This window comes from Rhodanobacter sp. Root627, from assembly GCF_001427835.1.
In the GTDB taxonomy this organism is placed as follows: domain Bacteria; phylum Pseudomonadota; class Gammaproteobacteria; order Xanthomonadales; family Rhodanobacteraceae; genus Rhodanobacter; species Rhodanobacter ginsenosidimutans.
The window spans coordinates 500,829-516,565 of record NZ_LMGW01000002.1 but is presented as its reverse complement, the minus strand read 5'-3'; the positions used below and the strand labels follow the sequence as shown (position 1 = coordinate 516,565).

The window sequence follows — 15,737 nt, the reverse complement described above, 5'->3', positions numbered from 1 at the left end:
GTCGGATTCCTCGTGGATCATGGCCAACGGCAGGTTGCCGTGACCTCGCTCGCGATGGATGCAGAAAAAAACGGCGATCCCGAGGGACCGCCGCCAGCCACCGTGGGGACGGTAATTTAGAATACGGCGCGCAACGTCAGTGACCAACGTGGCGAGGAGCATTCACGTTCCAGCTCCATAAAATCGACGTTGTATGCCCGGTTGTTGGCCATCATCTCGGCGGCATCGTCACCGGCAAAATCCTGCTCCAGCTGCTGGCTGCAAGAGTCCAGCAGATTGTTTCCGGTCAGGCGAACCACGTACGACTTGCCCAATCGCTTCTCCAGGAACAGCTCGAGGTTGCCGCCGTAGATGGTGCTCTGCATTTCGCCCGGCGAGTTGTGCTGGTAGGCCGGGCCCTGTTTCTGATAGCTGGCGCCGAAGCTGGCTTTCCACGCAGGGATTTCCTGAGTGACGCCCACGTTGTAGACATACGAGGGCTGGTCATCGATGGTCGTGTCGCGATTCGTGATCGGATTGAGGCGCTTGGAGAACAACCGCGTGTAATTGCCGAACACGCCGGTGTGGTCCATCCCCATGAAGGTCAACGGCATCGACAGATCGAACTCGGCACCACGGACCTTGGCCTTGCCGATGTTCTGGAAGCTGTACAGCCCGCCTGGGAAATCGTCCGGGTCCTGGCCAGCGTCGGTCACCGGGCGCAGGGTCCGCACCATGCCGATGAGATCGGTAATGTTGCGCTGGAACAGGTTCACGCCCACCACGCCGCTCTTGCCGATGTTGTGCTCGAAGCCCAGATCGAAGCCGAGCGCGCGTTCCATCTTCAGATTCGGGTTGCCAATTGTAACGTCGTAGTCGCCCGGCGATTCGAGTGTGATCGAAGGCACCAGCTGATCGACGCCGGGCCGGCGCACGGTACGCGCGACGCTGAAACGCAACTGGTCCGCGTCAGTCAGCTTCCACTGCAGATGCGCTGATGGATTGAGCATGAACGCGTGGCTGTCGGCACTGCCCCTCGTTTGCCCGTCCGCCACACCGTTGGTGGATTCGGTCGTGACGAAGTTCTGGCTCGTCCGCGTTTTTTCGCCGCGCACGCCGGTGGTTAACGTCACCGCGGAAGACAGGTTCCAGTCCACCTTGGCATACGTGTCGAAGCGGTTTTCGTCGTACTGGTAATCGCCCGCCGTGCCTTTCTGCTTCGCTTTGCTGAGGCCGGATATTTCCGACTCGGTGAACGTGCGGTCCTTGTTCTTCAGCTGCACGCCGACTTTCAGCGTCGCCGCATCGATGCCCAGCGACTTGGCTAGACCCGGCATGCGGCGTGTGACAGAGGCGTCGGCCTGCCAATTCTTGTCGTCCGCCGAGGTGCCTTTGACCTTATCCTTGGTATCGGGTGTGTCTTTGAAGTAGTGCTTTACGGTGCTGCCCTTGGTGCTGTTGCGGCCCAGGTAGGCCTCGAAATCGGTCTGGTCGTTGAACGACGTGTTGAACACGGCCGACAGGCCGTAGCTGTCTTCGTCCATGGGCGTTTTTTCGAACTTGCGCTCCGGATTCTGCAGATCCAGGCCACCCACGGTGCCGTCGCCCTCGTAGGTACGCGTGTTCTCGTATTCATCGCGGCGCGTCTGCATCGCGAACGCGTCCACCCGCAGGCTGGTCATGTCGGAGAGCAGCCAGGTCAGGTCGCCATTGAAGGAAAGGTCCCTCGATTCGCGCGTATCGCCCTGCTCCTCGCGAGACGCCGCACGCGACTTGGCGGCGTTGTTCCAGCTCTGCAGGTCGTGGCCGTTGCTGTGGGCGGCGATCGCGTCGGCGAACCCGACGGTATTGCCGTCGACTACTTCCTGGATGGCATGCTTCTCGTTGAAGCGTTTTTGCGCGTCTAACGTCAACGAGTAGAAAAGGTTCTTCGCGTCGTTGCCGCCGGACCACGAAAACGCAGCGTTGGGCCGGATCCTGCCGGTCTTCTTGTCCCATGTCTCGCCAACGCGCACGATCACGCCCGGCGGCAGCGTGGCGCCGTCCTTCAGGATGATGTTGATGGTGCCGCCCACGCCCTGGCTGTCGAATTCCGCCGACGGCGAACGCACAATCTCGATGCGGTCGATGATTTCAGCCGGGATACGGTCAACGGCCACCGAACGATCGTTGCCGATGCCGGGTACCGAGCGGCCATTGATCAGGATCTGTGTGTAGCCGTTGCCCAGGCCGCGCATTTCCGGCGCCACCGATTCGCCCACGTCGCCGACGAAAGCCACACCCGGGACGCGGCGCAACTGGTCGCCCACCGACACCGGCTCGAATTTGGCGAAGAACTGCTGGTCGTACACCAGCACCGGCGCGGGAATGTCGATGTGGCTGCGGTATTCGATGTTGCCGGTTACGACCATGCCCTGCAGGTCGATGGTCTTTTTATCTTCTGTGGCTGCGGCTTGGTCGTTGTCGCTGGCGGTGGTTCCGGCGCCGGCGTCCTGAGCGAAGCCGGGTGTGGCGAGCACGCACCCGCTCAAAAGCAGGGCTGCGTGCAACGCATTTCGGCGAAAAGTGGTCATGGATCATCTACCCCCGAAGACGTGCCAACTTCGACTGCGCCCCCATGGCGAAGCATCTGGCAAACGTAGATTACGAATAAATTTTCTAATTTGCAACACTCTTGGAATTTTTCGTGCAAATGGTAATCTTCTCCCGTATGGTTGGCTAAACGGCCGCGCACGGGCGTGGCCGATAGCGAGGAGTTGGGGATGAAAGCACTGTTTCTTTACGGTTTGGTGGCAACCCTCGCGCTCGGCGCCGTGGGTTGCGGCGGCGCAACACGCAGCGCTCCAGCGACGGGGACGACGACCGTCCCTGCACGCGTGCAGACACAGCCGACCAGCAGCGGCAAGGCCAATGCGGCCGTGGTGGTGGCTGGTCCCGACGGCCAGGCACACGTCGTTGCGGCCGCGGCGCTGGGGGGGCTGCAAGTGTTCGGCATGGACGGCGCGAGCCAGCACAGCACCCCTGCCGGCGAGGTGGCGGGAGTGGACGTGGGCTACGGCTTTTCGCTCAACGGCAAACCCACAACCATCCTGGCCGCGGTCGAATCCACCGGCAACAGCCTGCGGTTGTTCACCATGCACGGTGACACGCCCGTCGAAGCCGGCGCCCGCGCCATTCCGCTCGACTTTGCTGTCGAGGGCGTTTGCCTCTATCGCAGCCAGTTGGACAACGCCTTTTACGCCTTCGTGATCGGTGACGGCGGCGAGGTGGATCAACAGATGATCTACGCCAACGCCCAGGGCAAGCTGGATGCGCGCCAGGTACGCCGCATCAACTTGCCCTCCAAGCTGAAACAGTGCACCGCCAACAGTGCCGGTGACGTCTATATCAACGAGCAGACGGTGGGCGTCTGGCATCTGAACGGCAATCCGGAGGCAGACCTCGCCGCCACCTTGGTGGACGCGCCGCGGTTGGGCCATTTGGGCGAGGAGAACGAAGGCGTAGCGCTGTACGACGGCGGCAAGGGCAGCCAGTGGCTGCTGGTGTCGAACACCTCGGAGGGCCGCATCAATGTCTACGACCGCGCCCACGACAACGCGCTCCTGGGCAGCTTCAGTGTCAGGGCTGGCGACCAGAAGGACACCGTAGCCGATCTCGGCCCGCTGTTTGCCACCAGCGCCGCGCTTGGTAGCGGTTTTCCGCATGGCGTGCTGCTGATCGGCGACGAGGATGGCGGCAGCAACTACAAGCTGGTATCGATGGCCGACGTGGCCAGCGCGCTGAAGCTCTCGTCTGGCACGCCGCAGGACCCGCGCAACGCACCGAAACCTGCCATCGCCACGGTGACCGCCCTGGTGGAAACCCGCCCTGTCGGCAGCTACGGCGATGCGGCCGACGACCCGGCCATCTGGGCCCACCCGACCGATCCTGCGAAAAGCCTGGTAGTGGCCACCGACAAGAAGGCCGGCATGGTGGTGTACGACATGCAGGGTGACCTGGTGCAATTCCTGCCCGACGGCAAGATGAACAATACCGACCTGCGCGATGGTTTCAGCCTGGGCGGCAAAAAGGTCACCCTGGTGACCGCCAGCGATCGCACTCACAAGTCGATCGCGATCTACCGTCTCGATGGCGACGTGCGCCAACTCGTCAACGTGGCCGATGGCGTGCAGCCCACCGGCCTCGATGATCCGTACGGCCTGTGCATGTACCGCAGCGCGAAAAGCCACAAGACGTATGTCTTCATCAACAGCGGCGATGGCCTGATGCGGCAGTGGGAACTGCGGGATGCGGGCAATGGCAAGGTGCGTACCGCGCAGGTGCGCGAGTTCAAGATCCCCAGCCAGGCCGAGGGCTGCGTGGCTGATGACATCGGCGGCGCGCTGTTCGTGGGCGAGGAAGACGTGGCGCTGTGGAAGATGGATCCCGAACCGGACGGCGGCAGCGCGATGACGGCGGTCGACCGCGTGGAAAGCAACCCCGCGATCAAGGATGACATCGAAGGCATGGGCATCTACGACCTGGGCAATGGCCGCGGCTATGTGGTGGTTTCCAGCCAAGGCAACGACACGTACGCCGTGTACCGCCGCGAAGGCGATCACGCCTACCTGGGCTCATTCGCCGTGGTGGCCGACGGCGCGCGCGGCATCGATGGCATCTCCGAAACCGACGGCCTCGACGTCAGCAGCCGCAACCTGGGCCCTGGCTTCGAGCACGGCGCCATGGTGGCGCAAGACGGTCGCAACGTCCTGCCCTCGCAAAACCAGAACTACAAGTACGTGCCATGGGAGTCGATTGCCAAGGTACTGAAGTTGGAGATGCGCTGAGAGGTTGTGATTTCTCAACCTCTCAGCCCGGCCATGGATGGCCGGAAGCGGGTTGATCACACAGGTGATGGATTCGCGTGAGCGTTCTCCGGTGAATCGCCAGCGCCGCAAGCATTCGGGCAGCAGCCTGCTGCCCAATTGTGCGAACGGGTGAGCAGAGGTCAATGAGAGCCGGCGGGTGCGCCGGCCTTTTTTTGTCCGGAGATTGGTTGTGGCGACCGGTGCATGGGGAAGGCCGGTGCTTGCGTGGCGAGTGCATACGTATTCATGCGCGAAGATGGCCGGTCGGGGGCAACGAAGCCGGATTGCCATGCGAGACTCCCCTGGCTGGCCGCCTGAGCGTCTGTGCCCGCATGGCTGGCTGCTGACGCTCGCGGCCACCTCCGAAACATGTCATCCATGCCTGGCCATGGGGAGATCGAAACGTGACCAGAAAAATCCGGTTGATTCACGTCATCGCCGCCCTCGCGCTGCTGTTTGCGGCGGGCGGAAGTCTTGCCTCCACCATCGCCGCGAACGGAAGCGTGGAGCGCGCATCCCACCTCGACCATCGCCGCGATGGCGTGGAGCTGGCGCGCGGTGCCGTGTCGCTGCGCGTGACGGCGTTGACCGACCACATCATCCGCGTGCGGATTGCGCGCGACGGCGTGTTCCCCGAAGACGCCAGCTGGGCGGTGCCGGCCGAGGTCCGCCGCGCGCGCGTCGCCGTGGAAAGTCATGCTGACGGCTTTTCCACCAAGGCATTGCGCGTGCGCATCGATCCCCAGTCGCTGGGACTGCGGGTGGAGGACTTGCAGGGCCGCACGATTTCGGCCGACACGGCCCAACCGTTCGATGCGGACGGTCGCGCGTTCACCTTGCGCAAGCAGCTGCCGCTGTCCGAACACATCTTCGGCCTGGGCGACAAGACCGGTGGTTCGCTGGATCGGCGCGGGCAAAGCTACGTGGACTGGAACACCGATGCCTACGGTTTCAGCAGCGCCACCGATCCGATCTACAAGTCGATTCCGTTCTTCATCGGCGTGGGCGGTTCAGGCGGCAGCTACGGCATCCTGTTCGACAACAGCTGGCGCAGCTGGTTCGACTTCGGCCATCGCGATGCGGACACGCTGGCGTTCGGCGCGCCGGATGGCCCGGTCGACTATTACCTCATCGCCGGCCCCTCCACGGCGGACGTGGTGCGCCGCTACACCGACCTCACCGGCAAGGCCCCGTTGCCGCCGAAGTGGGCGTTCGGCTATCAGCAGTCGCGCTACAGCTACATGAGCGGCGACGAGGTGCGGCAGGTGGCGGCGCGCTTGCGTGCGGACCGGTTTCCGGCCGACGTGATCTGGCTGGATATCGACTTCCAGGATCGCAACCGCCCGTTCACCGTCAACCGGCAGGCGTTTCCCGACATGCCGGGGCTGGTGCGCGAACTGCGCGGCGAGGGCATCAAGCTGGTGGCGATCACCGATCCGCACATCGCCCACGCGCCGGGCGAGGGCTACGCGCCGTACGACAGCGGCACGGCCGCCGATGCGTTCGTGCACAACCCGGATGGCTCGGTCTACGTGGCGCCGGTGTGGCCGGGGCCGTCGGTGTTTCCCGATTTCACCGAGGCCAGCGTGCGCGACTGGTGGGGCACCTTGTACCGACCGTTCGTGACCGACGGCATCGCCGGTTTCTGGAACGACATGAACGAGCCGGCAGTGTTCGAGACGCCGACCAAGACCATGCCGCTGGACACCGTCCACCGCATCGCCAGCGACGATTTCGCCCATCGCAACGCCAGCCATGCCGAGATCCACAACGTCTACGGCATGCAGAACACGCGCGCCACCTATGACGGGCTGCGCAAGCTGCGCCCGGACGAGCGGCCGTTCGTGATGACGCGCGCCAGCTACGCCGGCGGCCAGCGTTACGCAGTGACCTGGACCGGCGACAACGGCTCCACCTGGGATCAGTTGAAGCTGTCGGTGCATCAACTGATCAACCTGGGCCTGTCGGGCTTCTCATACAGCGCCGCCGACGTCGGCGGTTTCACTGGCGGCCCCAGCGCCGACCTGCTGACGCGCTGGTTCGAGATCGCCACGTTCACGCCAGTATTCCGCGACCATGCAGCCAAGGGCACGCCGCGGGCCGAGCCGTGGGTGGATGGGCCGCAACACCTGGCCATCCGCCGGCACTACGTGGAGGAGCGCTACCGCCTGCTGCCTTATCTCTATGCATTGGCCGACCAGAACGCGCGTCTGGGCGATCCGATCATGCGGCCGGTTTTCTACGATTACCCGGAAGCGATCAGCGCCTCGTGCGATCAGTCGATGGCGTTCACCGTAGGTAGCCAGCTGCTGGTGGCGCCGCCGCCGAATCCGGAATCGCCGCAGGATTACGACGTCTGCCTGCCGGCGGGCGGCTGGTACGACTACTGGACCGGGCTGGCAGTGGATGGTGCGGCTGTCGATGGAGCCAACCCGACCATCCAGTCGGCATCGCAGGCCACCAACGAGAAACGCTCCAGCAGCATCGTGGTGAAAGAGACGCCGCGGCTGGACAAGCTGCCCGTGTTCGTGCGCGCCGGCAGCATCCTGCCGCGCCAGCCGCTGGTGCAGAGCACCGCGCAAACGCCAACCGGCGCGTTGCAGATAGACGTCTATCCCGGCGCCGATTGTCATGGCCAGCTGTATGCCGACGACGGCCACAGCATGGCGTACCGCAAGCAGGGTTTCCTGCGCCAGACGCTTCGTTGCACGGTGGGCGCCGATGGCGTGCGTATCGACTTCGCGGCGCGCGATGGCCGGTTCAAGCCATGGTGGAAGCAGTTGGCAGTGACAATCCACGGCTGGGATGGCGCAGGCCACGCGATGGTCGGTGGGCGGCGCGTCGACGCGGTGTCCGACCGTGCCGCGCGGACCTTGCGTTTCACCATTGCCGATCAACCAAAGGCGGCCAGCATCGACGCCCTGCACCAGTGAGGTGACTCACGCAGGGTGCGTTATGGCGCGGCGCTCACCGCCAGCCGAAGCTGCTGGTAGGCCGCCACGAGACGGTCGAGTCGGAAGCTTCGATTGCGGCCGCTCGGGTTGGGCAGCACCCAGACGATTGCGCCGCCCATGAGGTCGGCCTGCCGTCCCCAGCTGACCTCTCGCCGGCCTGATAACGCGGCATACGCCGCCTTGCCCAGGAAGGCCACGAAGCGTGGCGCGTAGTGCTCGATCTTGCGCCGGAATTCAGCGGCAGCGGAGGCGAATTCCTCGGGCGCCAGCTGGTCGGCGCTGGCGGTGGGCCGGCTGACAACGGTGGTCAGGCCACAGTGGTAACGGAGAATCTGCCGATCGTCCTCGGGCCGGATTTCGTCCGGGGTGAAGCCCGCCAGGTGGATGACGCGCCAGAAACGGTTCGTCGGCCCGACGAAATGATGTCCCGTGGCGGCAGCCATCAGGCCCGGGTTGATGCCACAGAACACCACGGCAAGCTGCGTCGCCATGAGGTCCGGCAATGCGGTCGATGTGCCTTCGGCCTCGCCATGCATGCTTTGCCGTCGAGGGTTCATCCGCAGATCACGCCGACCGCCTTCGACGCCAATGTGCGCAGGTCCTTGCGGGAGGTGCCGGCGCGGGCGCGCAGCGCCAGGGTGTGCAGGGTTGCGGTGGCGAGCAGGGCCAGCGCGGTCGGGTCGGTATCGCTGCCGAGTTCGCCGCCGTCGCGTGCACGGCGCAGGCGGGTTTCGAAACGGGTGTCGAGCGTGCGAAAACCATCCATCACGCTGCGCCGCACCTCGGGGTCGTCGACCGCTTCGGTGATGGCCGTACCCACCACGAAACAGCCGCGCGCCGGGCCGTCCCCGGAGAAATAGATGGCCAACGCCGCGTCGTAGACGCGCATCAGCGCGGTTTCCAGCGCATGGTCGCCGTCGAGTGCCTTGCGCATCGCGGCAAGCTGCAGTTCCCAGTAGTCGGCCAGCGCCTGCAGGTAGATCGCGCGCTTGTCACCGAACGCCGCGCGCAGGCTGGGCCGGTTCATGCCGGTCGCCGCGGTGATGTCGTCGAGCGAGGTTGCGGCATAGCCCGACTTCCAGAACGCGCCCGTGGCCTGTCGCAGGGCAACCTGCGGCTCGTAGGCGCGCGGTCGTCCGCGTGGCTTCTTTGCTGTTTCGTTCATTTTGTACCGTTGCGTATGGAAACATTGACCTGCGGCGCCGGTCTAAATATTATCCGACGAAGTACAAAATTCACAGGGCGGCCTGCAGTCCGGGTTTCCCCGGGCAAGGAGTTGATTCATGCAAGAGCAGCATGCGCAAACAGTGGGGGCCGACCACATCGGCCTCACGGTGGGTGACCTTGAGCAGTCCCGCCGCTTCTTTGTCGAATGCCTGGGGTGGCAGGTTATTGGCGGCGTACCGGCGTACCCGGCGGTATTCGTCTCCGATGGCACCGTCGGATTGTCCCTGTGGGAGGTCGACAAGTCCGCGACCACGGTCGCATTCGATCGACGCAAGAACATCGGCCTGCATCACCTGGCATTGAAAGTGCCCGACGCGTCGACGCTGCAGAACATCTACGCCCGCGTGTCGGCCTGGCCCGGCGTGCAGACCGAATTTGCGCCGGAACCGGTGGCCGCCGGCGGATCACGCATGCACTGCATGGTGCGCGAACCGGGCGGGGCGCGCCTCGAGTTCGTCTGCACCCTGACCGACTGAGTGTTTCGCCAAGCAATGGTGCCCATGCCAGGCAGGACACCGTTGCCGTCAGCGGCCTACTTCACCTGCAGGCTGTTGTTGCTGCGGTCGTGATCGGGCAGGGCATGATCCGGGTCGATACTGACGGATGACACCTGGCGCGTGCCATCCACGTGCACGACGTAGTGGCGATGCTGCTGCCAGGTTTCCCACGGCACGCGCACCTGCTGCTTGCTGCCGTCGTCGTAGAGCACGTCAAGCGTGGCCGGCAACACCAGCCGGTCCAGGTTGGCGATGGTGACGTCGACGCCCTTGCGGTAATCGCCATCGGTGTAAGCCACCTTCTGCACCGCCAGATCCAGCGTCCAGTTGTGCTGGAACCAGCCGCGCCAGAACCAGCCAAGGTCTTCGCCGGTTTCGCTTTCCATGAAGCGGAAGAAGTCCGACGGGCTGGGGTGCTTGTACGCCCAGGTAGCGATGTAGCGGCGGAAGGCCGGGTCGAACCGTTCCGGCCCGATGATCTGCTCGCGCAGCAGCACCATGCCGAAGGCGGCCTTGAAGTAGGTGATCGGGTGGCGGTACTTCTCCGGCACCATGTCGGCGCCGATCAGCAGCGGCGGCGCGTTGGTGTCCATCAGCACGCGGGCGATTTCGTCGGCGGGGTTGCCGCCGCCGGGCGCGTATTCGCTGTCGCGCTTGGGTGCGTATTCGCCGTGGTTGAAGGCGTCGTCCTCGTACACGTCGATGAAGGTGTTGAAGCCTTCATCCATCCACGCATCGCGGCGCTCGTTGCTGCCCACGATCATCGGAAACCAGATGTGGCCGATCTCGTGAGCAATCACCATGTGCAGGCTCTTGCCCTTCGCCCGCTTGGAATCGAACGTGATGCCGGGATATTCCATGCCGCCGGCGGTGCCGGCTTCGTTGATCGCCACTGGCCACGGGTACGGGTACCACTGCCTGGAGAAATATTCGGTGGACGCCTTGAGGAACTCGGTGGCCCGACCCCAGGCCTGCGGGCCCGCACTTTCCACCGGATACACCGACATCGCCAGCGCCGTCTTGCCCTCCGGCAGGTTGATGCGCGCCGCGTCCCACACATAGGCGGCCGAGGCGCCGAAGGCCACGTCGCGAGTGTTCTGCATGCGGAAGTGCCAGGTCAGCGTTCCGCCTGCCTTTGAACGACTGGATGGTTGGACCACCTCCGCTGCCGTGCGGATCATCACCGTCTTGTCGCTGTGTCGCGCCTGCGCCAGCCGCTTCTGCTGGGTGGCCGTCAGCACGTCCTCGGGGTTCAGCAGCTCGCCGGAACCGACCACGATCATGTTTGACGGCACGGTGACCGAATAATCGAAATCGCCGTACTCCAGATAGAACTCGCTGTTGAGGTAGGGCGCGGTGTCCCATCCGCGCAGGTCGTCGTAGACGGCCATGCGCGGATACCACTGCGCGATCTCGAAGATCTCGCCGTTCTTGCTGGCGTTCACGTCCATGCGGCCGCCGAACTCGCCGGGAACGGTGAAGCTCCATGTGACGTGCAACCGCAGCTTGCCGCCGTGGCCCGGCAACGCGTCGGGCAGGCGCACCTGCATGCGCGTATCGGAGACCACCCACTTCACCGCCTGCTTGCGGCCGTGCGCGTCTTCGACGGCCACCGATGCGATCCGGTAACCATCGGTGAACTCGGTGGGAAACTTGTCGCCGGTGAAGGCGCCGCGGGCATCCTTGCGATAGCGGTTCTGGTCCAGCTGCAGCCACAGCACGTCCAGCGCGTCAGGGCTGTTGTTGGTGTAGCTGATCACTTCGCTGCCGCCGAGCTCGCGGCTGGCCGGGTCGAGCGTGGCGGTGATGTGGTAGTCGGCGCGGTTCTGCCAGTACGCCGGCCCGGGCTTGCCGCTGGCGGAGCGGTAAGCCGTTGCCGGCTGCGGGTAATCGAACGGTGCGAACGCCTGCTGCGGGTTGAACGCGGCACTATCGGCCGTGGCAGCCATGACCGGCATGGCCAGCCACAACAGGACACTGCCGAACAGGACGCGCGCGGTGGATGGAGTCATGGATACCTCGGGGAAAGGGGCAAGGCAGGGATGATATCCACAACCTCCACAGGCCATGGCGTACGCCGCGCGCCTGGTGGCTTGCGGATAGTGCCGGGTGCTGGCAACGGCAGGTCTTTTCCCCGAAAATCAGACACCTGTGGCAGCCGTCCGCACGAGGCGCGGGCCGTGTGCAACGTTACCTCGCCAGCTGGACAGCCTGCAAAAGCATGCAAGAATGAAGAATATTTCCCTTTGCGGCAGGTCGTGCCGATGACGCGAGTCACATGAAATTGAACGGTATCGTGCGCTGGCGCACGGCCGGGCTGTTGCTGGCGATGATGATCATCGTGGGCCTGCCATACATCGTGACGCTGTCCGGTCAGCGCGACACCGTGCGCGCCAACGCGTGGGTCATTCATTCCAACGAGGTCAAGGCGCTTACCTACCGGATCGCGTACGTGATCCACGACAGCGAGGCGGCCAGCTATCGCCTGCTGGCGGGCGACGCCACCGATGCCGTGCGTCAGCGGGCGGCAAGGGCAGCAAACGAAGCGACTGAGTTGTTGCCGGCCCTGCACGCGATGATGCGCGACAGCCCCGAGCAACAGGCGCTGGTCAGTGCACTGGAAAGCAGCGTCAACGGTCGCATCGCCCTGATGACCCAGGCGCAGGCCCGGCTGGACAAGGGAGATGCCGCCGGTGCGCGGCAATCATTGCGCGATGGCGACGATCTGTTCGGGATGAACGCGCGGATCAGTGCGATCGTGGCCAACGAGGACAACCTGCTGACGGAGCGTCAGCTCATCGCCGGCGATCAGGCCACGACGGGCCGGGTGGTGTTGTCGATCACCGCACTGGCCCAGCTCGTGCTGCTGATGATCATCGTGATCATGTCCGAGCGGCAGATCGGCCAGCGGCGATTGGCCGAGACCCGTGAGGGCCGGGCGGTGCTGCGCTCGCAGCTGATCTTCCAGGCCGTGCGCGAGCCGATCGCGCTGTTCGACGAGAGCCTCAATAGCCTGCTGGTGAACAACGCCTTCAGCGAGCTGTACGGTATGGACGCCGGGCAGCGCTCAATGCCGCTGGCGCAGATCGGCGAAGGCGCGTGGCAGGACAGCGTGCTGCTGCAACGTCTCAAGGATGTGCTGCTGCGCGACCGTGAGCTGTGGGATTACGACATGATCCAGCGCACCGTCGACGGCATGGATCGCCACGTGGTGATCAATGCGCGCCGCCTGCAGAAACTGGACACCGACGCGCCCACGCTGCTGTTGACGGTCAGCGACGTCACCACGCGTGCACTGGCCGAGCAGCAGGTGAACGACCTCAACCGCCAGCTGGAAGGCAAGGTGGCGCAGGTTTCCGACGTCAACCGCGAGCTGGAGGCGTTCAGCTATTCGGTATCGCACGACCTGCGGGCGCCGCTGCGGCACATCTCCGGGTTCGCCCGCAAGCTGGAGCAGCACCTGGGCGAACGGGTGGACGAGAAGGCCAGCCACTACATTGATGTCATCGGCGGCTCGGCACAGCGCATGGCGCTGTTGATCGACGACCTGTTGGTGTTTTCCCGCCTGGGCCGTGGCGCGCTGCGGCTGCAGGCGGTGGACATGCAGTCGCTGGTGGAGGAAGCCAGCGCGCTGGCCGAATCGGGCGCACCGGACCGGCGCATCGTGTGGACCATCAAGCCGCTGCCGATGGTCATCGGCGACGAGAACATGCTGCGCACCGTCTGGCAGAATCTGCTGGGCAATGCGGTCAAGTACACCGGCCATTGCGACGTGGCACAGATCGAGGTCAGCGCGACCCAGGGTCGCCAGGGCGAGTACCAGTTCACTGTGAGCGACAACGGCGCCGGTTTCGACATGCAGTATGCGGACAAACTGTTCGGCGTGTTCCAGCGCCTGCACCGCGCTTCCGAGTTTCCGGGCAATGGCATCGGCCTGGCCAATGTCCGGCGCATCGTGGCACGCCATGGCGGCCGCGTCTGGGCCGAAGCCGAACCCGGGCACGGAGCCCACTTCCACTTTTCGTTGCCGGCCACCGACCTGGCCGGCTCACAAACCCGAGACAAGGCATGAACAAGAAAGACCTGCGAACCATCCTGTTGGTTGAAGACAGCGCCGCCGACGCGGAAATGGCGATGGATGCGCTGGGCGAGGCGCATCTGGCCAACCCGGTGGTCCACGTGGAAGACGGCGTCGAATGCCTCGACTACCTCTATGCGCGCGGCGCCTGGGCGACGCGCGAACCCGGCGATCCGGCGGTGGTGCTGCTGGACATCAAGATGCCGCGCATGAATGGCCTGGACGTACTTACCCAGATGCGCAATGACGAGCAGTTCAGGCGTATACCGGTGGTGATCCTGTCCTCCTCGCGCGAGGAAAGCGACCTGGCGCGCAGCTGGGACCTGGGCGCCAACGCGTACGTGATCAAGCCGGTCGACGTGGACCAGTTCTTCGACGCCGTGCGCACGCTGGGCCAGTTCTGGGCCGTGTTGAACCAGGCGCCCGAACAGGACTGAGCGAACGCGAATCAGGGCGATACGGCCGCGCTGGGTGGCTACTGAAAACGCGCAGGTGCGGGTTGAAAGGACGAGGATCATGGCGGAGCACACCGGGTCAAACGAAACGTCGCGCACCATGCCGGTCGTTCGCGTGCTGCAGGTCGAAGACAACCATCTCGATGCCGAGTTGGTCCTGGCCGAGCTCGACGACGACGGCCTTCCCTACGAAGTGCTGCTGGTCGACGACGAAGCCCATTTCAGCGCCGCCCTGCGCGATTTCAAGCCGCACATCGTGCTGTCCGACCTCAGCCTGCCGGGCTTCTCCGGCCAGCACGCGCTGGAGTTGCTGCGCCGGCACGACGAGGATCTGCCCTTCATCTTCGTCTCCGCCACCCTGGGCGAGGAGGCGGCGATCGAGGCACTGCGCAACGGCGCTACCGATTACATCCTGAAACAGAACCCGGCCCGGCTGGCCAGCGCCGTGCGCCGCGCGCTGGCCGAGGCCGCCGCACGCCGCGCGAGCCGCCGCGCCGAGTCCGAACTGATCCGCGCGCAACGCTTCGAAAGCCTGGCGATGCTGGCCGGTGGCCTCAGCCACGACCTGCGCAACCTGCTGCAGCCCCTGCTGCTGGCCGGCGACAGCTTGCAGGATTACCAGGACGACCCGCGGCTGGCGCGGCTGGGCAAGCTGGTGCGCGATTGCGGCAAGCGCGGCCTGGACATGGTGCAGTCGATGCTGTCGTTCGCCCGCGGCGCACGCCGCGCCGAACAGGTGCGGCTGGGCGAACTGTTCAGCGCGCTGGACCTGCTGATGCAGGGCAGCGTGCCCCGCTCGGTGGCGATGGAGCTGGCGATCGAGGACCCCGAGCTGACGTTCGAGGGCAACCACACCGAGCTGCAGCAGTGCCTGCTCAATCTCTGCCTCAACGCCATCCAGGCGATGCCCGACGGCGGTAGGCTGCGCATCCAGACCAGCCAGGCCGAGCTTCCCGTCGATTTTTTCATGGCCGGCGAACAGCCGCATTCCGGCCACTACCTGCGCATCAGCGTGATCGACAGCGGCCCGGGCATGGACAGCGCCGTGCTGGAGCACCTGTTCGAGCCGTTCTTCACCACCAAGGAAACCGGTACCGGCCTGGGCCTGATGTCGTGCAAGCGCATCGTGGGCAGCCATGGCGGCGTGATGCGGGTGGACAGCGCGCCGGGCCGCGGCACCCGTTTCGATCTCTACATTCCGCTGGAAGCGCTGGCCGCCGATACCGACACCGCGCTGGAAGAGGATCTGGATGGCGCCGCCGAAAGCGTGCTGGTGGTGGTGGAAGAGGCCGGCCAGCTGTCCCTGCTGGTCGACACCCTCGATGCCTACGGCTACGAGGCGCACGCCAGCCAGAGCGGTACCGCCGCGCTGCAATGGATCGAGGCCTGCGGCCTGCCCGACCTGGTCGTGCTCGACGCCGACATGAACCTGTTCACCGGTGTGCGCACCCTGGCCGCCCTGATCGACCACGGCTACGCCGGCGCGGTGATTCTGCTGGCCCGCCCCGACGCGCCGCCCGACCCGAACGAACTGCCGTCGCTGAAAAACCTGTTCGTGGTCGACAAGCCCGTGGTGACCCAGGTGCTGCTGCGTACCTTGCGCAAGGCGCTGCAGGCGGTGGCCTCGAACGCGTGAGCCAGTGCAGCCCTCTTGTCTCCTCCCTCTGCGCGCAGGGGGAGGTTGGGAGTGGGTTGTACGG

The 15,737-nt window shown here is 65.0% G+C and carries 10 protein-coding genes; 6 read left to right on the top strand and 4 right to left on the bottom strand.

From position 1 onward, the window contains the following. Positions 1-116: 116 nt before the first annotated feature. Entirely contained in the window at positions 117-2,498 is a 2,382-nt protein-coding gene (locus ASD68_RS09590; protein WP_162247413.1) for a TonB-dependent receptor, read from the bottom strand. A 243-nt stretch (positions 2,499-2,741) separates the two neighbouring features. Here ASD68_RS09590 and ASD68_RS09585 point away from each other — a divergent pair, with 243 nt between their 5' ends. Both ASD68_RS09585 and ASD68_RS09580 read left to right on the top strand, forming a co-directional pair. Next, positions 2,742-4,805 carry a phytase gene (locus ASD68_RS09585; RefSeq protein WP_082546024.1) on the top strand — a complete coding sequence of 688 codons (2,064 nt, stop codon included), beginning with the start codon at positions 2,742-2,744 and terminating at the stop codon, positions 4,803-4,805. 425 nt (positions 4,806-5,230) lie between these two features. Then, the gene (locus tag ASD68_RS09580; RefSeq protein ID WP_056606111.1) at positions 5,231-7,759 is read left to right on the top strand and encodes a TIM-barrel domain-containing protein; all 2,529 of its coding nucleotides are present in this window, start codon (positions 5,231-5,233) and stop codon (positions 7,757-7,759) included. 20 nt (positions 7,760-7,779) lie between these two features. On the opposite strand, the gene mug is transcribed toward ASD68_RS09580, so the two are convergent. Next, entirely contained in the window at positions 7,780-8,316 is a 537-nt protein-coding gene (gene mug, locus ASD68_RS09575) for a G/U mismatch-specific DNA glycosylase (protein ID WP_235578708.1), read from the bottom strand. A 17-nt stretch (positions 8,317-8,333) separates the two neighbouring features. Beyond that, positions 8,334-8,945, bottom strand: a complete 612-nt coding sequence (locus ASD68_RS09570; protein ID WP_056606109.1) for a TetR/AcrR family transcriptional regulator — start codon at positions 8,943-8,945, stop codon at positions 8,334-8,336. A 118-nt stretch (positions 8,946-9,063) separates the two neighbouring features. Between ASD68_RS09570 and ASD68_RS09565 the strand changes: the two genes are divergently transcribed. Next, positions 9,064-9,483 (top strand): VOC family protein, encoded by a 420-nt coding sequence (locus ASD68_RS09565; RefSeq protein WP_056606106.1) that lies wholly within the window; start codon positions 9,064-9,066, stop codon positions 9,481-9,483. Positions 9,484-9,539: 56 nt separating this feature from the next. Here the strand turns inward: ASD68_RS09565 and ASD68_RS09560 are convergent, their stop codons facing one another. After that, positions 9,540-11,516, bottom strand: a complete 1,977-nt coding sequence (locus ASD68_RS09560) for a M1 family aminopeptidase (RefSeq protein ID WP_056606104.1) — start codon at positions 11,514-11,516, stop codon at positions 9,540-9,542. 266 nt (positions 11,517-11,782) lie between these two features. Between ASD68_RS09560 and ASD68_RS09555 the strand changes: the two genes are divergently transcribed. The 3 genes from ASD68_RS09555 to ASD68_RS09545 all read left to right on the top strand — a co-directional run bounded on the left by ASD68_RS09555 (position 11,783) and on the right by ASD68_RS09545 (position 15,673). Next, positions 11,783-13,576 carry an ATP-binding protein gene (locus tag ASD68_RS09555; protein WP_056606100.1) on the top strand — a complete coding sequence of 598 codons (1,794 nt, stop codon included), beginning with the start codon at positions 11,783-11,785 and terminating at the stop codon, positions 13,574-13,576. Next, entirely contained in the window at positions 13,573-14,019 is a 447-nt protein-coding gene (locus ASD68_RS09550; protein ID WP_056082222.1) for a response regulator, read from the top strand. The genes ASD68_RS09555 and ASD68_RS09550 overlap by 4 nt, the downstream gene beginning before the upstream one ends. Positions 14,020-14,098: 79 nt before the next feature. Beyond that, positions 14,099-15,673, top strand: coding sequence for a response regulator (locus ASD68_RS09545; protein WP_235578707.1), 1,575 nt, complete (start codon positions 14,099-14,101; stop codon positions 15,671-15,673). The last annotated feature ends 64 nt before the right edge of the window (positions 15,674-15,737 follow it).